18 protein-coding genes are annotated in these 20,210 nt (G+C 56.9%); 8 read left to right on the forward strand and 10 right to left on the reverse strand.

The genetic code is table 11. The annotated features are described in order from the left end of the window. The first annotated feature begins 32 nt into the window (after positions 1–32). Complete coding sequence (locus E5K02_RS11175; RefSeq protein WP_135394897.1) at positions 33–728, forward strand: porin family protein; 696 nt, start codon at positions 33–35, stop codon at positions 726–728. A gap of 211 nt (positions 729–939) precedes the next feature. Beyond that, positions 940–1,635: an outer membrane beta-barrel protein gene (locus E5K02_RS11180; RefSeq protein WP_135394898.1), complete on the forward strand. Its 696-nt coding sequence runs from the start codon at positions 940–942 to the stop codon at positions 1,633–1,635. A gap of 70 nt (positions 1,636–1,705) precedes the next feature. On the opposite strand, the gene E5K02_RS11185 is transcribed toward E5K02_RS11180, so the two are convergent. Beyond that, positions 1,706–2,281, reverse strand: a complete 576-nt coding sequence (locus E5K02_RS11185; RefSeq protein ID WP_135394899.1) for a DinB family protein — start codon at positions 2,279–2,281, stop codon at positions 1,706–1,708. 262 nt (positions 2,282–2,543) lie between these two features. Between E5K02_RS11185 and E5K02_RS11190 the strand changes: the two genes are divergently transcribed. Continuing rightward, positions 2,544–3,548, forward strand: coding sequence for a ComEA family DNA-binding protein (locus E5K02_RS11190; RefSeq protein WP_135394900.1), 1,005 nt, complete (start codon positions 2,544–2,546; stop codon positions 3,546–3,548). 18 nt (positions 3,549–3,566) lie between these two features. Here the strand turns inward: E5K02_RS11190 and E5K02_RS11195 are convergent, their stop codons facing one another. Further along, entirely contained in the window at positions 3,567–4,397 is an 831-nt protein-coding gene (locus E5K02_RS11195; RefSeq protein ID WP_135394901.1) for a phosphatase PAP2 family protein, read from the reverse strand. A 188-nt stretch (positions 4,398–4,585) separates the two neighbouring features. Between E5K02_RS11195 and E5K02_RS11200 the strand changes: the two genes are divergently transcribed. The 4 genes from E5K02_RS11200 to E5K02_RS11215 all read left to right on the forward strand — a co-directional run bounded on the left by E5K02_RS11200 (position 4,586) and on the right by E5K02_RS11215 (position 7,494). After that, positions 4,586–5,452: a hypothetical protein gene (locus E5K02_RS11200; RefSeq protein WP_135394902.1), complete on the forward strand. Its 867-nt coding sequence runs from the start codon at positions 4,586–4,588 to the stop codon at positions 5,450–5,452. Between the two features lie 51 nt (positions 5,453–5,503). Next, the gene (locus E5K02_RS11205) at positions 5,504–6,382 is read left to right on the forward strand and encodes an SDR family oxidoreductase (protein WP_135394903.1); all 879 of its coding nucleotides are present in this window, start codon (positions 5,504–5,506) and stop codon (positions 6,380–6,382) included. A 506-nt stretch (positions 6,383–6,888) separates the two neighbouring features. After that, the gene (locus tag E5K02_RS11210; protein WP_100337463.1) at positions 6,889–7,080 is read left to right on the forward strand and encodes a cold-shock protein; all 192 of its coding nucleotides are present in this window, start codon (positions 6,889–6,891) and stop codon (positions 7,078–7,080) included. A 219-nt stretch (positions 7,081–7,299) separates the two neighbouring features. Continuing rightward, a complete protein-coding gene (locus tag E5K02_RS11215; protein WP_135394904.1) occupies positions 7,300–7,494 on the forward strand; it encodes a cold-shock protein in 195 nt (64 codons plus the stop codon). 89 nt (positions 7,495–7,583) lie between these two features. Here the strand turns inward: E5K02_RS11215 and E5K02_RS11220 are convergent, their stop codons facing one another. Both E5K02_RS11220 and ricT read right to left on the reverse strand, forming a co-directional pair. After that, on the reverse strand, positions 7,584–8,063 hold the full coding sequence (locus E5K02_RS11220) for a gliding motility lipoprotein GldH (RefSeq protein WP_135394905.1): 480 nt from the start codon (positions 8,061–8,063) through the stop codon (positions 7,584–7,586). A 3-nt stretch (positions 8,064–8,066) separates the two neighbouring features. After that, a complete protein-coding gene (gene ricT / locus E5K02_RS11225) occupies positions 8,067–9,683 on the reverse strand; it encodes a regulatory iron-sulfur-containing complex subunit RicT (RefSeq protein ID WP_167856369.1) in 1,617 nt (538 codons plus the stop codon). A 565-nt stretch (positions 9,684–10,248) separates the two neighbouring features. On the opposite strand from ricT, the gene E5K02_RS11230 reads away from it, so the two are divergent. Next, on the forward strand, positions 10,249–11,058 hold the full coding sequence (locus tag E5K02_RS11230; protein ID WP_135394906.1) for a M57 family metalloprotease: 810 nt from the start codon (positions 10,249–10,251) through the stop codon (positions 11,056–11,058). A gap of 271 nt (positions 11,059–11,329) precedes the next feature. Here the strand turns inward: E5K02_RS11230 and E5K02_RS11235 are convergent, their stop codons facing one another. The 6 genes from E5K02_RS11235 to ftsH all read right to left on the reverse strand — a co-directional run bounded on the left by E5K02_RS11235 (position 11,330) and on the right by ftsH (position 20,207). Continuing rightward, the gene (locus tag E5K02_RS11235; protein WP_167856370.1) at positions 11,330–13,756 is read right to left on the reverse strand and encodes a S8 family serine peptidase; all 2,427 of its coding nucleotides are present in this window, start codon (positions 13,754–13,756) and stop codon (positions 11,330–11,332) included. Between the two features lie 436 nt (positions 13,757–14,192). After that, a complete protein-coding gene (locus E5K02_RS11240) occupies positions 14,193–15,353 on the reverse strand; it encodes a zinc-dependent alcohol dehydrogenase (protein ID WP_135394908.1) in 1,161 nt (386 codons plus the stop codon). Positions 15,354–15,605: 252 nt separating this feature from the next. After that, positions 15,606–16,544 (reverse strand): NHL repeat-containing protein, encoded by a 939-nt coding sequence (locus E5K02_RS11245; RefSeq protein WP_135394909.1) that lies wholly within the window; start codon positions 16,542–16,544, stop codon positions 15,606–15,608. Then, the gene (locus tag E5K02_RS11250) at positions 16,534–17,316 is read right to left on the reverse strand and encodes a UDP-2,3-diacylglucosamine diphosphatase (RefSeq protein WP_135394910.1); all 783 of its coding nucleotides are present in this window, start codon (positions 17,314–17,316) and stop codon (positions 16,534–16,536) included. The genes E5K02_RS11245 and E5K02_RS11250 overlap by 11 nt, the downstream gene beginning before the upstream one ends. Then, a complete protein-coding gene (locus E5K02_RS11255; RefSeq protein WP_135394911.1) occupies positions 17,291–17,944 on the reverse strand; it encodes a LutC/YkgG family protein in 654 nt (217 codons plus the stop codon). The genes E5K02_RS11250 and E5K02_RS11255 overlap by 26 nt, the downstream gene beginning before the upstream one ends. A gap of 145 nt (positions 17,945–18,089) precedes the next feature. Beyond that, positions 18,090–20,207, reverse strand: coding sequence for an ATP-dependent zinc metalloprotease FtsH (ftsH, locus tag E5K02_RS11260; RefSeq protein ID WP_135394912.1), 2,118 nt, complete (start codon positions 20,205–20,207; stop codon positions 18,090–18,092). Positions 20,208–20,210 lie beyond the last annotated feature (3 nt).

Consider the following 20,210-nt stretch of genomic DNA (forward strand, 5'->3'; position numbering starts at 1 on the left):
ACCTATTCTTCATCATCTCTCCCTAGAGTATTATGAAAAAGAATGTACAACGCGGCCTGCTGGCTGCCGCTTTGCTTGTGGCAGGTGCCACTACGGCACAAGCGCAAGTTACTTTTGGTCCGCGCGTGGGCCTGAACCTGGCCAACATCTCGCAGGATTTGGAGGACTCGGATGATGAAGTTGACACCAAGTTTTTGTTGGCTCCTCAGGTTGGCCTGACGCTGAATGCGCAGTTCGGCAACTTGTCGATCCAGCCCTCGCTGCTTTTCTCGCAGAAAGGCTTCAAAATTGAAGAAGAAGAAACCAGCGGCGGTGCTTCTCTCAAGTACGAAGTAACCCAGCGGATGAATTACGCTGAAATTCCAGTGAACTTCGTCTACACCACCGGCGAAACCGAAGGCTTCCAGATTTTCGCGGGTCCCTACATCGGCATCGGTCTGGGTGGCAAGAGCAAGTACAAGCTGTCCGGCTTCATCAACGAAGAAGGCGAAAACAAAATCAAGTTTGCCAACAAGTACGGCGACGAGGACGACACGGACTACGTGCGCGCGCTGGACTTGGGCCTCAATGCGGGTGTCGGCTACAAGGCCGGCCCGGTGCAGGCACAGCTGGGCTACGGCCTGGGCTTCTCTAACCTGATTCCGAACGATGAGGATGACACAGAGCCCAAAGACAAAATAAAGAACCGGGTTATCCAACTCAGCCTGTCGTATTTCTTCGGCGAGTAATAGCTCCGGCAATGACATAAAAAAAGCCTCTCCTATTTAAGAGGGGCTTTTTTTTATGCGTCGCGTTGCCGGCATTTCAGTGCCGAAAGTAGGGGCGGCACTTCTTCGCGGCACCCTATTAAAGATGAGGTGGCGTAACCTGGCCTACCTTATATTTGTCAGCTCAATCACAACGCTTCATTTATTATTCATCATCTCTTTCTAGAGTACTATGAAAAAGAATCTACAGAATGGCCTGCTGGCCGCCGCATTAGTTGTGGCAGGTGCCACTACGGCACAAGCACAAGTTACTTTTGGTCCGCGCGTGGGCCTGAACGTCGCTGACATTGCTCAGGACCCCGGCGACGGCGACGAGAAAGCAGACACGAAAATGCTTTTCGGCCCTCAGGTTGGCCTGACGCTGAATGCGCAGTTCGGCAACTTGTCGATCCAGCCCTCGCTGCTTTTCTCGCAGAAAGGATTTCAGACCAAAGAAGAAGAGACGTTTAGCGGCACCACGTTCAAGTCAGAAACGAGCCTGCGCCTAAGCTACGCTGAAATTCCAGTGAACCTCGTCTACACCACCGGCGAAACCGAAGGCTTCCAGATTTTTGCGGGTCCCTACATCGGCATCGGCATCGGGGGCAAGTACAAGTATGAGTACTCCGGCGGCGGCATCAACGAGAGCGGTGATGACAAAATCAAGTTTGCCAACAAGTACGGTGACGACGACACAGAATATGTGCGCACACTGGACTTGGGCCTGAATGCGGGTGTCGGCTACAAAGCCGGCCCGGTGCAGGCACAGCTGGGCTACGGCCTGGGCTTTTCCAACCTGATTCCGAACAGCGAGGATGATAAGGAGCCTGAGTCCAAGGTGAAGAACCGGGTTTTCCAGCTGAGCCTGTCGTACTTCTTCGGCGAGTAATAGCTTTGACTGCTAAGCAAAAAGCCTCTCCTGGGTAGGAGAGGCTTTTTTTATGGACTGTCGAAAGCTTCTACCGGGTGCTGCCGTCTAGTACCCGCTCGGCCTGGGCCACGTGGCGTTGCAGATGAGCAACGATAAACTCCAGCTGGTCAGTCAGGCGCAAGTAGAGCAGCGGGATGATGGGGTTGGGAATGCGGATGGCATTGGCATTGACGCCGCGGGCCTGCTGCACAATGTTAATCAACTCATCGAGCTGACGGCCAAATACCTCAACCACCGTGCGGGGCAGGCGGCTGCCGCTAGGGGCATATTGCTGGGGCGACTTCAACGGTTTTTCGCTGGCCGGCGTCCGCATCGCCTCAATCAGCTTGCGGCCGAAAAAACCTGATTTCACTACGTCGGCCGGCCGGCTCCCCCGCTCCTGCGCCTGCTTAAGCTTGCGGTTAATGGTAGGCAGGTAATGACCGCCCACGATGTTGAGATGCTCCAGGCACTGGCCTACGCTCCACTTATCGGTGGCGGGGCGGCGGTTGAGCTGGTCATCAGAAAGCGGCCGAAACCGGCGTACCGTAATTTCCCGCAGGGTTTGCAGATCGGCAGCAAGTTGGTCAAGAAAGTCGGGAGTACGCGGGGCGGACTTACTCATGGCAGGCAAAGAAAAGACGGGTAGCTGGCAACTGAACGTAATATTACGTGCTGGCGCCGGTTTATTGATAATTACGCGCTGCCGCGGCTTTAGATACTGAATTTGCGCGGCCGTAGGGGTATACTCTGCCCTGGGGTTACGGTTCAGGTTAGCACTTCCTTTTTTGTCGTACCAACTGTCGCCGCCCCCAAATTTACGGCTATGAAGCCTGGGCGCTCTGCGGCAAAATATCTATACTGCGGCGCTAATTATCCTATCCTACGTGAAACATAAGAGTAAGAAAACACCCGCCGGTCCGGGCTGGCAGCGGTGGATACGTCGCAAGTTCGGCTTTTCGCGCCGGGAAACGTCTGGCTTCGTGGTGCTGCTGCTGCTTTTGCTCGTGCTGCTCGTCGGCCCAGCCCTGCTGCGCCCGGCGCTGCCCACCTATGATCCGGCCCCCGACCAGCAGCGTCTTAATGCTTTGGCGGCGCAACTGGCTGCCCAGCGCCAGCCCCGGACCTATGCTCCGCGCTTTACCAAACGCGCCTACCCCCGGCGCCCCGCCGTGGCCCAGGTACCCCTTGCCCCTTTCGACCCCAACGCGCTGTCGGCCCCCGACTGGGAAGCGCGCGGGCTTTCGCACTACCTTGCGCAGCGCGTCGTGCACTTTCGTGACGTTATTGGTGGGTTCAAAGCCAAGGAGCAAATTCGTCGGACCTACGGCCTGCCCGATTCCGTGTATGCCCGCTTGGCGCCCTATATCCAGCTGCCCGACCAACTGCCGCCCCGGGAGAAACGAACTTTCCCGGCTTACGCCACCGCAAATACGGGCGGTGAAGCTCGCCCAACGAGTAAATACCCGCGCAAGCCTACCCACCTAGCTCCGTTCGATTTGAATACGGCCGACACCACTCAGCTCATGCAGATTCGGGGCATCGGGCGCGGCTTGTCGAAGCGTGTCATTGAATACCGGGCGCGGTTGGGCGGCTTTTTGCGGGAAGAGCAGCTCACCGAAATCTACAGCCTGCGCGACGCCCCCGACCTAGTCGACAGCCTGCGCAAGTACTCGTTTGTTGCTCCCGGCTTTGGCCCGGCGCTACTTAATATCAATACGGCCTCGTTTGAAGAGTTGCAGGCGCATCCGTACCTGGGCAAACGGCTGGCACGCGTGGTGGTAGCTTTCCGGCAGCAGCACCCGCCTTTTCGCCAGCCCGACGACCTGCGCCAAATCCGCATTCTGGACGCGGAAACCCTGGATAAGCTCCGGCCCTACCTCCGATTCTGAAGTAGGAAAACCGGCTGCCTAGTGCCGAATGGCCATGGATACGCCCAGGCCACCACCAGGCGCATACGTGGGCACGAGCAGCAGCTTGTGGGCCAACTTGGAAGGTAACAGCCGCGTCATGGCCGGATAAAGGCGCCATACCGCCTCGGCCGATAAGAACCCGATACCGGCCCCGGCTACCACATCCGTTACCCAATGACGGTTGCGCAGTACGCGCATGGTGCCCGTGGCCGTAGCCACGGCGTAGCCGCCCACGCTAATCCAGGGACTCACCTTGCCGTACTGCTCGTGCAGGAGCGTCGCCGTCATAAACGCCTCACTGGTATGAGAGGAAGGAAAAGAACTGAAATCCGTGGGGTTGTCGGGCCGCTGCTCCTGACACAGCCGCTTCAAGTTGCTCGTAACGCCCATATTTAAGTGGTGCGCCAGCAAATAAATCAAGGAAAACGGCACAATGCCCCGCTCCCCTTTTACGCCGGCTACCTGCAACGCATAAGCCGCCACCACGGGCACATGGCGGGTATAGTCGTCGGCCCCGTGGGTATTGAAAGCGGGAAAAGCCTCCTGGGTTTCTTCCTGAATTTCCAGCTTCATCCGGCGCAGCGCATTGTCCTGGCTGCTAAGCCAAGCTACGCCAACAAGGGTGAGCGGCACCGCGACGCGCAAGGTAGCTGGCTGGGTCCAGAGGCGTTGGGGGCGTTGGCGCGCCGGATACAGCAGTTGCAGGGGTGCGGGAGCAGGAGCCGTTGCAACCGTGGAATCGGGCGTAATAGGAGCCGTTGGAGTTTGTGCTGCAGCTGGCAGGCTGAGCAGGCTGCCAACCAGCAGCAAAACGAAGCGAAAACCCATTAAGAAAGCAGAAATGAGGTGCGTATATCGTAGCAATATACTGCTAATCTGACGCTTAAAAAAACACAGACTTGTACTAGAGGAATATTTTTTTCTGGGCAGCTGGCCTTTCCCAAGCCCGCCTGCGTATGGACGATACTCCCTGTTGTGCTTAACTGGGCTTGTTTTCCCGCTAATTTTCTTCTGTAATGTTGTTTCTACTGCGCGACAAGCTGTTTCCGGTTTTGGTATTTCTCCAGTCTGTACTCTGCGGCTGCGCCAAGGATGAGGCGCGCGGTAACTTTGACAAAGTAAGCCAGGCCTACGAGGTAAAACAGATAGGGCGGCTGAACAAAAACGAGGTTGTGGAAAGCTCCGGCCTGGAACTAGCCAACTCCGCCGGCGACCTGTGGACCCACGGCGACGGGGGTAATACGGCCAAGCTCTACAAAGTAACCCCCCAGGGTGACCTGCTCCAGACCCTGGATTTGGATCCTCTGACCAATATTGACTGGGAAGACCTGACCCGCGACGACCAAAACCACGTGTACATCGGGGATTTTGGCAACAATCAGAACAAGCGCCGCAACTTGGCCATCTACCGCTTGGCGGGCCCCAACCTGCAGGATGTAGATACCATCCGGTTTCGCTACCCCGACCAGCACCAGTTCCCGCCGAAGAAACCCCGCCGCAACTTCGACTGCGAAGCCTTCTTCTACCACCAAGACAGCCTGTATCTGTTTACCAAGAACCGTGGGGAAGGCGACTGGGTGAAGCAGTACGTGCTACCGGCCCGGCCCGGAAATCATACGGCCCGCCTCGTCGACAGCGTGCGGATCAACACCTGGATAACCAGCGCCGACATCAGCCCCGACGGCCGCACAGTGGCCTTGCTGGGCTACGGCCACGTATATCTGATCGAAGTAGCTTCCGGACGGAAATTGTTCGATGGGGCCAAAAGTTGCCTACCGATTTCCGCGAGCGGGCAAGCCGAGGCCCTGGTCTTCGTCAACGACCACGACTTTGTGTTCAGCAACGAGAAAGGCAAGATTTACCGGGCCACCTTCCGCCAGTAAGCCCGTTTGTTGATCGGGGCCTAGCCTATTCTCCCCTTAACTGTTCTTATCATGCCACACACCATTCTGATTACGGGCGCCACTGGCAACGTGGGCACCGAAGTAATAAAAGCCCTTACCAACCGCGGCCTGACGGTGCGGGCCGGGGTGCACTCCGTCATCAAGGGCGACCGGCTCAAGCAGCTCTACCCCGATATTCAACTTGTTGAGATGGACTACAGCAAGCCCGAAACCCTGCACGTGGCCCTTACCGGCGTCGACCGGGTGCTGATGATTACTCCTTTTTCGGAAGATCAGGTAGCGGTGGGGAAACGCCTGCTTGATGCAGCCAAGCACGTGGGCGTAAACTACATTGTGCGGCTGTCGGCCGCCGGAGCCGACGCTGAACCTGGCATTCAGCTGGGCCGCTGGCACCGGGAAGTAGAACGATATCTGGAGCAAAGCGGCCTGGCCTACAGCATTCTGCGACCGGGTAGCTTTATGCAGAACTTTGTCAATTACAATGCAGACTCTATTTGCCGCGAAGGGAAATTGTATATGCCCTTGGGAGAGGCGAAAGTCAGCTATATCGACGTGCGCGACATTGCTGCTACGGCGGCCCAGCTATTAGCCACCGATAGTTCCGAGCACCACGGCAAGGCTTATGAGCTAACGGGCCCACAGGCAGTAAGCCTGACAGAGGTAGCCACCGCCCTGAGTCAGGCCACTGGACGGCCGATTGCTTACGTAGACGTATCCGAAGAAGCGGCTCGGCAAGCCATGAGCCAGTCGCCGGCCTGGATGCGCGACGCAATGATGGAGTTGTACGGCATTTCGAAAGCGGGCTACGCCGCTGGTATCACCACCGCCGTAGAGGCCATTACGGGCTGCCCCCCACGCACCATTGAGCAGTTTGCTCACGACTATTGCCAGCATTTCAAAGCGAATTAAGGGGTTGCTCCGCAAAAGTTCAACTCCCAAAAGGGCCTTCACCGTGTGGTGGGGGCCCTTTTTAGCAAACCGCTGGTTTCCCACAAATACGGCTGCCCCGCTGTGTTGGGCCGGCATTTCCAACTCGAACTGGGAGGCAGCAACTGTGTTCAATATTAAATTTTGAGTGACCCTCATGAACTCGGATGGGCAAGCGGCGAGTCTATCGTAGAGGGTTTATCTGCCTGAGTCATGCTACGACAGAAAAGCAGAAAGGCCTGCTAGTAAATAACAGAACGCTACCCTTTTGCACGTAACTGTAAGGCCACAAACCGGGCCCTGTAGCGCTGTGGCCGGTTTGCATAGCTTGCACAAGCAGCTGCGCTGAGCCGGTGCAAAGGTCTTTTAACTCGTATTATTTTCTGCCCCGATATTCTTATTACAGCTTGCGGTAGATTAAAAAATCCCCTTAGTTTTACTGCATTCTTTAACAATCAACCTTTTCCCCACACAACCAGGCCCTAGTTATGAAAACTGGCAAAGTGAAATTTTTTAACGAGTCCAAAGGCTTTGGCTTCATCGTACAGGATGACACCAACCAGGATATTTTTGTCCACCAGACCGGTCTGATTCATGAAATTCGTGAAAATGACCGGGTTACTTTCGATGTAATCGAAGGCAAGAAAGGATTGAACGCCGTTAAAGTCGAGCGTATTTAATACGTTGCCCCCCTGCTTTTTGCCGGACTAAAAAGCTGCCGCCACCTCTGCATTGTAGATCAGATGGGGCGGCAGCTTTTTTGGTTGATATTTCTGATATTAGCAGCCATTGGGCGCCGTTGGTGGCACAGGCCGTTATTCATTCACTGCCGCGCTTCCTTTGATTAGCAGAAAATCCTCTTACATTTACCACATTCTTTCATCTCACCACTTTCCAACATGAGTACCGGTACCATCAAATTTTTCAATGAAGCCAAGGGCTTTGGCTTCATCACGCCGGACGGCGGTGGTGAGGACATCTTCGTACATGCTACGGGCTTGAAGCAGCCTGTGCGTGATGCTGACCGCGTAGAATTCGAAGTACAGCAGGGTAAAAAAGGCCTGAACGCCGTTAGCGTGCGTTTGGTTGGCTAAAGTATCCTGGCTACAGCCCCCGGCTTGAGCCATAAAAAAGACCTTCCCTGCTACGGCAGGGAAGGTCTTTTTTATGGTGGCATTAGCGCTTATTTTGCGGTTTTGGCTACTCGTACCCCAACGGCCATAATACCCGGCAGCTGGTCTTGGCGCATGTACTGTTCCAAAACCACCTTATAGGTACCCGTTTGGTGAAATTGCTGTTGAGGTAAGGCCAAAAACTGGTGGTCAAAGATGTCGCCGGAGCCCTGCCCGCGTGGCTCGCCGGTCTGCGGATCCATGAGTAGCATCTGGTGTAGCAACTGCGAGACGCGCTTCCCGCTTGGGTCGAGCAGGGTATGCTTCACGTAGAGGTTATAGTACCCATACAGGGAAGCATTGCGGATATTAAAGTAAATGTCGTAGCGCTGAGTGGTATCCAGCACCTCGAACTCGAAAGTAGGCTTTTCCTGCACTGTCCAGACAGCTTTGTCGAGGTCCAGGTTTTTCTCATACACCTGGTTTGCATCGCAAGCGGGCAGGATAAAAAGCAGGGCTAGTGCTACCAGCAACTGTACGCTCTTCCGCATAGCTTAGGAATTTGCTGGTGCTGAACCGGCGTTACCTCCTTCGCTCCCACTCTGGCGGGGTGGGCGCGAGCCCCGGCGCGACGACCGGCCGCCCCGGCTACCACGCTCCGAATTCTCGTCGCGGGGTGGGCGGCCTGCGGCGCCCTCTGGGGCGGGCGTACCAGCATTGGGGCGGGGCGGGCGGCCTTCTCCGCGGGGCGGGCGGGCCTCTCCTTCCGGACGTGAAGCCTCGGGGCGGCGACCTTCACGCACTTCCGGCTTCGCACCGTCTGCACTTCGGCTGCCTTCGCCCCGCCCCCGGTTGTTACGCCGATTTAGTGGCCGCGCCGCCGCGCCGCGCGGGCGCCGCGCTTCACTACCCGGAGCTTCGCTGGCAGTGGTGCTGTCAGCAGGCATGGGCGCCGGAGCCTTAGCGGCGCCATCGGTGCGCACGCCCGCACGCGGTGCGGAAGGCGGCGACGAAGTAGCCGGCTGATTGCTATTGCTGGCTCCGTCCTTTTTCTTTTTCCGCTTGGAGCGCTTGCTGCCCTTAATTTTATCGTCGAGTCGGTCGAGGTTGCCTTCTACGTGGGTCGACACTTCTGGCTCACGTTCGGCTTCCAGCACCGGAGCTAGCAGATTCTCGGGCTTTTCGCCGCGCTTATTCATATCCTGAATCTCGCGCACCCGATCCGTGGCCAGCATCACCCAGTTGTTATCACCGCGGAAAGCAAACCACATGCGCCGCTTGAAGATGTCGGTCTTTTGCAGGAAGGCGTCGCCTTTTTCCGTCTGCAAAGGCCGCGATACCTGCGGAATGTCTTTTAAGGCATCCAGATACGTATCGAGCTCATAGTTGAGGCAGCATTTCAGGCGGCCGCATTGGCCCGAGAGCTTGGCCGGGTTCAAACTCAGGTTTTGGTAGCGGGCCGCTGTTGTGCTCACGCTCTTAAAATCGGTGAGCCAGGTGGAGCAGCACAGCTCCCGGCCGCAGGAGCCAATGCCACCGAGGCGGCCGGCTTCGTGGCGCAGGGAAATCTGCCGCATTTCTACGCGCACCCGAAACTCATCGGCTAGGCGCTTAATCAGGTCCCGGAAGTCGACCCGGTCGTCGGCGGAGTAAAAGAAAGTCGCGCGGGTTCGGTCGGCCTGGTATTCTACGTCGGAAAGCTTCATTTTCAGCCGCAGCTCCTCCACTACCGAGCGGGCCCGGAACATCGTGCCGGTTTCAAGGTCACGCACGGCATTCCAGCGTTCCACATCCTGCTCCGTGGCCACGCGCAGGATATTCTTGATTTCCCTGGAGTCGGTGGGGACTTTCTTTTTGCGCATCTGCAGGCGCACGAGCTCCCCTTTCAAGGAAACGTGGCCCAGGTGCCAGCCATTGCCGCCGGCTTCAATCACGACGGCATCACCTGTTACCAGCGGCAACCGGTTGGTGTTGCGGAAAAATTCTTTTCGTCCGCCTTTAAAGCGGATTTCAACTATATCAAACTCTTTGAAATCAACGGGCAGGTCGACGTCCTGCAACCAGTCGAATACGTTCAGACGCGTGCAGCCGCCAGAGCTACAGCTGCCTTTGGAGCCGCAGCCCTTGGCAGAGGTAGAGCAGCCCCCGGAGGAACAAGAAGTGCAAGCCACGGCTTGGAAGGTTATATCGTGAGGTGAACTCAGGGTTCACACGGAATCGGTTTTGAACAAAGATAAGCATTTCGGCCCCATGCCCAGAGTTAGGCAAAAACGGCCGATTCTGCCCATTTATGGCCTTTTCTAGGGCCAGATTGCCTAACAACAATCTATTGCCGAAAGGTTTGCTTTCGCAACGCAGACCACGTCGACGACCTCCGACTAGCCCCTAGTGCCACGTATTGCCCCATGCTTTAAGGGGCGGCTGACGCTTAAGTGCTCTAGGCATTGATGGGTAGAAGTAAGCATGGCCGCAAAATACGCACGATCAGACCGGGCCAGAATACCTCTGCACCATGCTGCCGAAAGTAGGCATCAACCACCACTGATTCCTACATAGTATTGCTAATATGCTATAAACACACCTTGTTCTATATTACGAATCACACCCATGCGCACCCGCATACTTTGCAATTATTTTAAAGTTTCATTAAAATACTGTTGACATTAATAATTTTTATCCCCTATTTAAGCCCACAATTCATCCTTCCATCACCAACCCTACCAAACCAAACCTTTTATGAAAATCAACAAAGTACTTTCCGCAGTAGCCATTTGCGCTTGCTCGGTAGCCGCCCTGTCGTCATGCTCGAAAGAGTCGGAGCAGGTCACTGCCAAAAACGAAATTTCGGCAGATGCTCTGAGCAAGATTCAGCAGCTGGGCTTCACTACCAAGGATGCCCAAAAAGTTGAAGATGGCTACCTCGTGGAAGGTGACATCCTGCTGACTGAGGAAGCTCTGAACAGCAAGCCTGACTACAAGCTGATGCGCGTAGCCGAGGGTGAGCAGTACCGCACCAACAACTTGGTGAGCGTAGGCTCGGGCCGTACCGTAACCATCCGCGTATCGACCTCGCTGCCATCTGCTTATGTAACAGCTACCGACGAGCTGATCCGTCGTTACAATGCCCAAGGTCTGCTGATCCGCTTCAGCCGCGTAACCTCGGGTGGCAACATCGTCTTTAACCCTGCTCCATCGGGCTCGGGCTACCTGGCTTCTGCTGGCTTCCCCTCGGGCGGCAATCCTTACGGCCAAGTACTGGTAAACGTAGGCGCTATCGGCACGGCTAACGCCAGCACGTACATTGCCACTATCCTGGCGCACGAAGTTGGTCACTGCATCGGCTTCCGTCACACCGACTACATGAACCGCGCTTACAGCTGCGGTGGTGCTTACACCAACGAAGGTGCCAGCACGGTTGGCGCCGTACACATCCCCGGCACGCCTACCACGGCTGATCCAAGCTCGTGGATGCTGGCTTGCATTGGCTCGGGCGGCAACCGTCCGTTCAACACGAACGACGTAACGGCTCTGCGCTACGTATATTAGTAGGTCGAGTACCTAGCTTAAAAGGCCTGGTTCCGTGAGGAGCCAGGCCTTTTCTTTTGGTATTTGATACCCATGCATCCCACCTCTGCCCGGCTGGTATCTCGCCTTCTACTTGTGGACTTGGGGGTAGGCAGCACTTTGCTGAACAGGCAGCAGGGGCCCAACACAGCGCCAAGTCTGTACTAATCAATCAGACAATACCCTGAACAGGCACCGACCCCGGCCAAACACGACAGTAGCAGTGGCTGTTCTCCGCCGGGGCCGGCGCCTGTTAGAGTACTACTACCCGGGTTGTTAAGGCAGCGTTGCTTGCTGTTTGCACGCGTAACAGATACATTCCCTTTGCCAACCCATTCGTCGATAACGTGCGCACGGTGCCTTCATCGGTAGTTTCACGAACGATGCGGCCCGTCATATCATAGAGCTGTACCCGTGCCGGACCGCTCTCGGTTACTAGTACTTGAAGCAGGTTGCCGGCCACAATTGGGTTGGGATACGCTTGTACTTCCCCAGAGCGCGTAAACTGGACGGCTTCGACCTGACTGTATACAACCTGGCCGTTGGCTAAGTCAAGCCGCACCCGGTATTCATTGCGCCCTGGTTCAGGAGTATCATCCACAAAGACTACTTGCCTGTCGGGTACCGGCGAAATCGTCTGGATTTCCTGGGGCCCTTGAGTTGAGAGTCTTTCCAGGGTAATGGCTTTCACCCCGTAGGTAGTACCGATTTCCAGATCAAGAAGAACCGTATCGGTTACGACGGTACGCGGCAGAAAACTCTTGACGTAGCAGGCCGTGCCTTGTTCCGTAAACTCAATCGTATTGCCCCGTTCGCCCAGTATCTTGCCAAACACGGGCGCTACGGCGTAGTAGTGAATCGGCATTTGCGCTTTGCTGAGCACCAAGGCCGTATCGGTGGTTACGAGGTAAGGCTCCAGATAATCCTGAGCGAGTTGGTACACCTGGTACTGCGTGGCGCCAGGCACTCGTCGCCACAAAAGCAGCGCTTCTTCCTCGCAGGCGTAGCCTACGGTCAGCATTTGCGGCTGGCTGATAGAGAAGGTATCGGAGAGAAACGTACCGTTTCCGGTTAGCATCCGCACCCGGGCCAGAGTAGTCGTATCAGGCAGGGCCCAGGCGTAGGCGGCTTGTTTCAGCGGTACATTAGCCTGAAGCAGGCGCCACTTGGTAGAGCCCAGTGGCTGATACTCCAACTGGCCCGTAACAGCGGGCCCCGACCATTGCCAGCGAAGAAGATTGGTAGCCCCCGGCCGGAGGTTGGTGGCTGCGCCGGGGCGCACCCATTCAAAGCCCCCACTATATTCATAGGCTAGGCTAAACGATTGGCTACCGGTTACGGCCGCACCCCGTACCCGTACCGCATATTCGCCGGCATCGGGGGCTGCTAGGCTAACTTGCTCTACGTTGTTGAGACGGTCGGCGCGGCGCTTGGGCAGCTGCTCCAGCGAGTCGGCGTGCGGGTAGGCGCTCAGCACCCAGGGCTTCCAGCTGCGGCCAGAAGCCAGATGCACCAGCTCCAGGTCCAAATCATTGACCAGAGCCTGGGCCGCCGTGGGCGAAGCTTCAATGTCGGTCCAGGCGAGGGTTACTTTCAACTCCTGCTGCCCGGCCGGCACCGTGAGCGAAAAGGACCGCAGCGTGTTTGCTGCGGCCGAGCCCTGGAAGAAATGCTGGTCGCGCACGGTTTGTACGGCTCCAGCGGCATCTACTTGCCCAAATCCGGTTTCAAAGTCGATACCGGGGCGGCCGGTGTCATCGGCACTGTTGAGCAGCACCGCCTTAACCAGCGCCGACGGCGGCAAGGCTCCGTTGTTCTGAAGCTGATACGCCTGCTGCACCAGCACGCTGCTTCCCGATACCAGAGCCGCCGATTCGGAGGTACCGCCCGCTCCGAAAGCTACCAGCTCGGGCTTTATCCGACCATCATACGCCGGGCCGCGGGAACTGAGCGGGGCAACCTGGCCCAGCAAGTCGGTGGCGCCTACGCTCAGCGTATTTTTGGAGGTCTTGAACTGTCCGGTCAGGTTGGCCACGTTGGGAATACCGGCGTAGCGGCCTTGCGTATCGGTTTGGGTGCCGACGTTGCCCGACGAAAACACATGCAACAAGCTTGGGAATTGCTGGCACTGCTGGTCGTAAGCCTGGGATTCCAGCCCGTAGTAATTTTCAATAGCGGCTACGCCATACGAATGGTTCTGCACCGAAACGCCGGTTTGGGTCAGCATGGCCCCGTTGTCGGGCAGTAGGTTGTCGTAGCTGGCAGTAGCGAGCCGCACCTGCCAGGCGACTCCTTTGCCGGAGGGGGCCGAGTTGCCCGCTCCTCCGGCCAAGGTGGCAATGGCCGTGGCATGGGGCGAAGCTGCTTCTTTAAACAGGTTGCTGGGTATTACTCGTCCCTTAAAGTCAATATCGGTTGGGTCGAAGGAGTCTTCTTTGATGGAAAGTGTCAGTCCTTGGCCGGCCAACTGAGGAAACCGGCTATGGACAGTAGTAATCCGGTTGACCGACAAGTCGGATTGGTTGAGTTGCCGCTCCTCGTAGGCCCGGCGGTTGGGGGCATCGACAAAGTTGACGTAGGGCGAAGCGCTAAGCTGCTGTAATTGGGCCTCCGTCAGGTTTTCTACCTGCAGCACCGCCCCATCGGCCGTTGGCACCGTCTTAATAATGTTGGCTGGCATTGTCTGCCGGGCCCAGGCTAAAAAAGCCTCTTTTTGCCGGACGCTTACCCGCACAGTTTGGACACGTCCGGGAGCCGCCCGGCGCACCAGTGGGGCTATTTTTTGCGGCGCTGGCCGGTCTTGCTGGGCTACTGCTCCCAACGAGGAACCTAGTAGAGCAGCAGCAGTAATGACTATGGGAGAAATGAATAAGCGGGAAAACAACTCAGCAGGGTGGCGCATCAAGCAAGCTAAAGGAATCGAAAAGAAATGCCCGGCCTTACGCAGGTGGTCCTGATAAAGATAGAAAAATCAGCGGCAGCATTCCGACGGCAGCGGGATACTTCGCAATATTGGCGCTGCTATTTTAAAAACATTTCAAAGCCTGGGCGGAGCAGGACAAAAAAGAGCCTGCACCAGGCAGGCTCTTTTGCGTTCTGCAACGCAGCGGTTCAGGCTAGGGCTTGAGCACAACCTTCACGCAGTTATCCTTCTTATTGCGGAAAATATCGTAGCCGTGAGCGGCCTCGGCCAAGGGCAGGCGGTGGGTGATGATGTCGTCGAGGACGACTTTGCCTTCCACCACGTATTGCAGCAGCTTGTCGATGTGCTTCTGGGCCGGAGCTTGGCCGCCACGCAGGGTAATACCCTTGTCGAAAAACTGATGGATGGGGAAGTTGTCGAAGGGGGAGCTATACACGCCGAGCACCGAAACGATACCGCCACGGCGTACGGCGCTCATACACGCCAGCAATACCTTGTCGGAGCCTTTTTCGAGGTTGATAACGGCCTTGGCCCGGTCCAGCAAATCCCGGTCGGGCTCGAAGCCCACGCACTCCACGCAGACATCGGCGCCCCGGCCGCCACTCAGAGCCCTGATTTGTTCTATCGTCGACTTGGCATCTTCCCAGAGGATGGTTTCCACGTTGGCCGAGGCTTTGGCTTTATCGAGGCGGTAAGGCAGCGTATCAACAACAACGACCCGGGCCGCTCCGCGCAGCCAAGCCGACTTAGCCGCCATAATACCGACCGGGCCGGCGCCGAAGATGGCTACCGTTTCTCCTCCCTTCACTTCACCCCAGTCGATGCCAGAGTAACCGGTAGGAAAGATGTCGGTCAGGAACAAGGCCTGCTCGTCGGTGAGGCTGTCGGGAATCACGCGGGGGCCAAAGTCGGCGTAGGGAACCCGCACAAATTCGGCCTGTCCGCCGTTGTAGCCCCCATAGATGTCGGTATACCCAAACAGGGCCCCGCCTTTCTCGCTCAGCAGCCCGCCTTCGGGGCCGTAATGGTCGGGGTTGGAGTTTTCGCAGTGGCCGGGCAGCTCGTGGTTGCAGAAGTAGCACGTACCGCAGGCAATGGGAAACGGCACCACTACCCGGTCGCCACGTTTGAGGTTAGTTACGCCCTTGCCCACTTCTTCGACAATGCCCATAAACTCGTGCCCCAGCACCATGGGCCGGGGCTGCGGGATACTGCCGTTGTAGATATGCAGGTCGGAGCCGCAAATGGCGGTGCTGGTGACGCGAATAATAGCGTCGCGGGATTCCTGAATTTCCGGATCATCCACTGTATCGACGCGGACATCCTTCATGCCATGATATACTAAGGCTTTCATAGTGATAGGGTTTGGTTGGGAAAATGAGGCACGGCGTAGAGTGGCAAGCACCCTGACTTACGCTAACGCGCAGCTTTACAGTCGGGTTACCTCTAGTGGGCTTAGGGGTTCTACCGCTGAGCTTAAGCTCCGTTGCTTACGACTCTTGTAAGCGCTACTTCTACTGCCAGCTGCGGGGAAGGCATAAAAAAACCCTTCCGGAGAAACTCCAGAAAGGTCCTACCAGTGCGAGGCAGCATAAGTCAGCTCTGTTTAGAGCCGATACACGGCCACGCCGGCTGCTGTTATAACGTAAGCATATTGTTCCCCCAGCAGTACTTGCTGGGCCGGGCTGGCCGTGACGGGCAGCGGCAAGCTACGCTCGGCCATCGTGTAGAGCTGAAAAAACCGCACCGTCTTGTCCGCCAGGTAATACAGTTCGTCGCCCCGGAAACCCAGAGTGGTAAGCCCGGTAAAAGGCAGCTTCTTGCGGTAGTTGCCCAGGTTGTCGAACACGAAGATGCCGCTGGTGCGGTCCACCAGGTAGAGGTTGTTCTGGTACTGGCGCAGAAAGCGGAAGTCGGGCCGGGAACGACCAATGAGAATATCCAGCGGGGTGGAAAGCGCCATGCGCTGGCCGGAGGGGTCGTACTGTCGCAGGGCCAGGTCACTTTCATCCAGCAGCCAAAGCCGGTCGTCGGGGGCCAGCGTGGCCGTGCGCACCATGCCGTCAAGCAGATCGGTAAGCCGTACTTGGGTCAGGGGCGCCATAAATCGGTCGAGCACCACAATTTCCTGCCGGTCGTCATAGAATAGGAGCACCTTGGTCGTATTCCAGGCTTCAAGCTGAGCGGTATGCCCCGGCTGGGGCGGCGAATATGTATTCAGCGCCTGTCCATCGGGCCCGTACTGATGAATATTATCCTGGTTGTCGGCCACGTACAGGTTGCCGCGCCGGTCCAAGGACGCCGGGCCGGGCTTGGGCAACGCTATGGTGTGCACCAGCGTCCAGCCATTGCCATCAACTACTGCGGTCGGCTGAGCCGCGGCATTAACGGCCGGTGTTGCGGCAGCCGGGAGCGGCTTGGCCGCCGGGGCCACCGAGGCGGCAGAAGGCACCGTCGTTTGCGCCCAGCCCGAAACCACGCACTGCATAGCCACAACGACGGTGGCCACCCAGCGCTTGGCCCAGTGCCCTGCCCTATTGCTCAAAGTGTCGCAGTGCCAATTCATGCCCATCGTATACGGCGTAGGTGCAATAATTGACCCATTCGCCCAGGTTCACGTAGCGACTCTGGGGTGTTACGGGCACGTCGAGCGGTAAATGGCGGTGACCAAACACGTAGTAGTCGTGGTGGTACTGCTGCTCCAGCTCCCGACAATACACCATTAGCCATTCGTCGTCGCCGAAATACTTCTCATCGGCCGCTCCGTTTTGAATGCGGCTGTGCTGGCTCCACTTATTGGCCAGACCAATCCCAAAGTTGGGGTGCAGGCGGGCAAACAACCACTGGGCAACTGGGCTGGCAAAAATGCGCTTCAGCACCTTATAAGTATAATCCTTCGGTCCGAGCCCGTCGCCGTGCCCGATATGGAATTCCTGAGTACCGATGCGTTGGCTAACGGGGTGGCGCAAAATCGGAATGTTGAGTTCCTGGGTGAAGTAGTCGAACATCCACATATCGTGGTTGCCGGTGAAAAAGGTCACCGGGATACCGGCGTCCGTCAGCTCGGCCAGCTTCCCTTGCAGCCGCACAAAGCCGCGAGGAATGGCGTGGCGATACTCAAACCAAAAGTCGAAAATATCCCCAACCAAGTAGATGGCTGCGGCATCCGCGGCAATCTGGTCGAGCCAGCGCACAATCTTTCGTTCCCGTTCGGCGGAGCGGGCGGCATCGGGGGCTCCCAGATGAAAATCGGAGGCAAAATATACGTTGCGGCCGGGCGGCAGGGCCAAATCAGGTAGTTGCTTCGGGCGCGTCATCCAGTAAAAACAACACGATGCTGCGCGGGCCATGGGCTCCGAGCACCAGCGTCTTTTCAATATCAGCCGTGCGGCTGGGGCCCGTCGTGAGCGAAATCATCGAGGGTAATTTACTCCCATACTCTTCCTGTACCCGCTTTAAGGCGTCGCCGATATCGGGTACTATCTGGGAAGTGCGGGCCAGTACCAGGTGCTGATCGGGGTAGATACTCAGGCGGCGGCCGCTGGCACTGGCGCCGCTCACTAGCACACTCCCGGTTCGAGCTACCAAGGCTTCACAAGTGGTCAGCCCAGCATCTGCCTTCTGTAGCCAGTCCGACTCATCACCGATAAACCCGATTCCGCCGGTGTGCAGCAGCTTTTTCAACTCGGGCTCCCATACGTACAAGTTATCGAGGGCCTTGTCCTTTTTATACGTGAAGAGCTGGTCGTAGAAATGATCTTCGGACACGCAGTAGTAGAACAGTCCTCCGGCCCGCACAAAACTTTCGGCGAATAGGACGGCCAAATCGTCGTGGGGCACCGGGTGCAAGGGCATGGTAAAATCGGGAGCGGCCGGCTGGGGAGCAGGCTGCTGCAACGATTCCCGAATACGGCGCAGGATGATGTCGCGGGAGGTTTCAGACATAGAAAGCACCGGCTGGAAGAGGTGAAGAGGTTATCAAAGATAGAAAGACGGACCGAGAGGCAACAGCCCGCTTAGCTGAGCGAGAGGGTAACAGAAAAAAAGCCAGCCTGAGACAGGCTGGCTTTTTTCAAGGCATTAATAACTTTTAAACATCAAACGACACCGTACTGCCGCTTGGTACATCCGTGCTCGAACCAGTATCGCGGGGGCGGCTGTCAAGGCCCGGCAGGTCGTTTTCCGGCAGGTCATTGCTCAGGGGCACGGGGTGCTCCTGCTTCCGCTCGCTCAGGGTTTCGCTACGGTCGGTGCCGGCCATGTGCGCCTGATACGAAGTCTGATTGTCGTAGGGGCGCTTGCCCACTAGTCGCTCCAAATCTTCCTGTAGCAGCACTTCTTTTTCCAACAGCTCCTTGGCAATCACCTCCAACTCGTGGCGGCGTTCGGTCAGCAGCTCTTTGGTGCGGGTGTAGGCATTATCAATGATCGTGCGTACTTCCTCGTCAATCAGCTGGGAAGTCGACTCGGAATAGGGCTTCGAAAAACCGTATTCGTTCTGGCCTTTGGAGTCGTAGTACGAGATGTTGCCCAGCTTGGCGTTCATGCCGTACATGGTCACGATGCTGTAGGCCATTTTCGTGATCCGCTCCAGGTCGGACAACGCACCGGTCGAGATTTTACCGAATACCAACTCTTCGGCAGCGCGACCACCCAGGGCCATGCACATTTCGTCGGTCAGTTGCTCGGTGTTGTACAGGAACTGTTCCCGGGGCAGGTACTGAGCATAACCCAAGGCTGCTACCCCACGAGGCACAATGCTTACTTTCACCAGTGGGTCGGCGTGCTCTAGGAACCAGCCGGCAATAGCGTGGCCCGCTTCGTGGTAAGCAACAATCCGCTTTTCATTAGGCGAAATAATTTTATTCTTCTTCTCCAGACCACCAATCACCCGGTCGACGGCATCGGTGAAGTCCTGCATGGTTACCATCTTCTTGTCGCGACGGGCCGCAATCAGGGCGGCTTCGTTGCAGACGTTGGCAATTTCAGCACCGGCAAAACCCGGAGTTTGGGCAGCCAGCTTGCGGGCATCCACATCAGGGCCCAAGGTAAGGGGCTTGAGGTGCACGTCGAAAATCTGGGTGCGGCCGTTGATGTCGGGCTTGTCGATGCTGATCTGCCGGTCGAAGCGGCCGGGACGCAGCAGGGCCGAGTCCAGCGTATCGGGGCGGTTGGTAGCCGCCAGGATAATAACCCCGGAATCGGTACCGAAACCGTCCATTTCTACCAGCAGGGAGTTCAGGGTGTTTTCGCGCTCATCGTTGCCACCGGGCACGTTGCCCCGGCTGCGGCTACGACCAATGGCGTCAATTTCGTCGATGAAGATGATGCAGGGGGCCTTGGCTTTGGCTTGCTTAAACAAGTCCCGTACCCGGGCCGCGCCTACCCCGACAAACATTTCCACGAAGTCAGAGCCCGACAGGGAGAAGAACGGCACATCGGCTTCACCCGCCACAGCCTTAGCCATCAAGGTCTTACCCGTACCGGGAGGCCCAACGAGCAAGGCGCCTTTAGGAATCTTACCACCCAGAACGGTGAATTTCGAGGGGTTCTTCAGGAACTCCACAATTTCTTCTACCTCTTCCTTGGCTTCTTCCAGGCCGGCTACGTCCTTGAAAGTCACCTTCACTTTGTCGCCGCCTTCAAAAAGGGCAGCGCGGCTTTTGCCGATATTGAATATCTGACCACCCGGCCCGCCGGCGCCACTCATGCGGCGCATCAGGAACCAGAAGCCGACAAACAAAATCAGGATAAAGCCCCAGCTGGTGAGCAAGTCGCCGTAGCCTTGGCGGGTATCAATATTAAGCCCTACCTGTTGCGTATCGGGCAGCGCAGCCTGCATCTTATCCAAGTCTTCCTTGAACGTCTTGCCGTCGACTACGCGGAAGCTGAACTGTGGACCGGATTCAGTCGAAAGCGGACCACGCTGACGTAGCTCCTGGGTGTATTTGGCATTACGAGCTGCCTCCGGCTTCAGGGCTACTTCTACCACCCGGTCATTCACCAGGGTTACGTCGCGCACGTCACCGGCCAGCAGCATTTGTTTAAACTTCTGCTGGTTAATTTCAATGGTGGAACTGCTGCGGTTGATGAAGAGCATCCCGAAGATGAACACCACCAGCCCAGCCAGCACCCACATTTGCATACTCGGCCGGGGAGCCGGCGAGGGTAGCATTGGTTTTTTCTTCTTAGGGGTTGTATCTGGCATGAA

Source organism: Hymenobacter metallicola (genome assembly GCF_004745645.1).
Classification (GTDB): Bacteria; Bacteroidota; Bacteroidia; order Cytophagales; family Hymenobacteraceae; genus Hymenobacter; species Hymenobacter metallicola.

Coding starts and splice junctions, on each gene's coding strand:
- E5K02_RS11215 (WP_135394904.1), top strand. CDS start 7,300: ATGAGTACCGGTACCATCAAATTTTTCAATGAAGCCAAGGGCTTTGGC.
- E5K02_RS11255 (WP_135394911.1), bottom strand. CDS start 17,944: ATGTCTGAAACCTCCCGCGACATCATCCTGCGCCGTATTCGGGAATCG.
- E5K02_RS11175 (WP_135394897.1), top strand. CDS start 33: ATGAAAAAGAATGTACAACGCGGCCTGCTGGCTGCCGCTTTGCTTGTG.
- E5K02_RS11235 (WP_167856370.1), bottom strand. CDS start 13,756: ATGCCAGCCAACATTATTAAGACGGTGCCAACGGCCGATGGGGCGGTG.
- E5K02_RS11200 (WP_135394902.1), top strand. CDS start 4,586: ATGTTGTTTCTACTGCGCGACAAGCTGTTTCCGGTTTTGGTATTTCTC.
- ftsH (WP_135394912.1), bottom strand. CDS start 20,207: ATGCCAGATACAACCCCTAAGAAGAAAAAACCAATGCTACCCTCGCCG.
- E5K02_RS11240 (WP_135394908.1), bottom strand. CDS start 15,353: ATGAAAGCCTTAGTATATCATGGCATGAAGGATGTCCGCGTCGATACA.
- E5K02_RS11230 (WP_135394906.1), top strand. CDS start 10,249: ATGAAAATCAACAAAGTACTTTCCGCAGTAGCCATTTGCGCTTGCTCG.
- E5K02_RS11220 (WP_135394905.1), bottom strand. CDS start 8,063: ATGCGGAAGAGCGTACAGTTGCTGGTAGCACTAGCCCTGCTTTTTATC.
- E5K02_RS11195 (WP_135394901.1), bottom strand. CDS start 4,397: ATGGGTTTTCGCTTCGTTTTGCTGCTGGTTGGCAGCCTGCTCAGCCTG.
- E5K02_RS11180 (WP_135394898.1), top strand. CDS start 940: ATGAAAAAGAATCTACAGAATGGCCTGCTGGCCGCCGCATTAGTTGTG.
- E5K02_RS11205 (WP_135394903.1), top strand. CDS start 5,504: ATGCCACACACCATTCTGATTACGGGCGCCACTGGCAACGTGGGCACC.
- E5K02_RS11210 (WP_100337463.1), top strand. CDS start 6,889: ATGAAAACTGGCAAAGTGAAATTTTTTAACGAGTCCAAAGGCTTTGGC.
- E5K02_RS11185 (WP_135394899.1), bottom strand. CDS start 2,281: ATGAGTAAGTCCGCCCCGCGTACTCCCGACTTTCTTGACCAACTTGCT.
- E5K02_RS11250 (WP_135394910.1), bottom strand. CDS start 17,316: ATGACGCGCCCGAAGCAACTACCTGATTTGGCCCTGCCGCCCGGCCGC.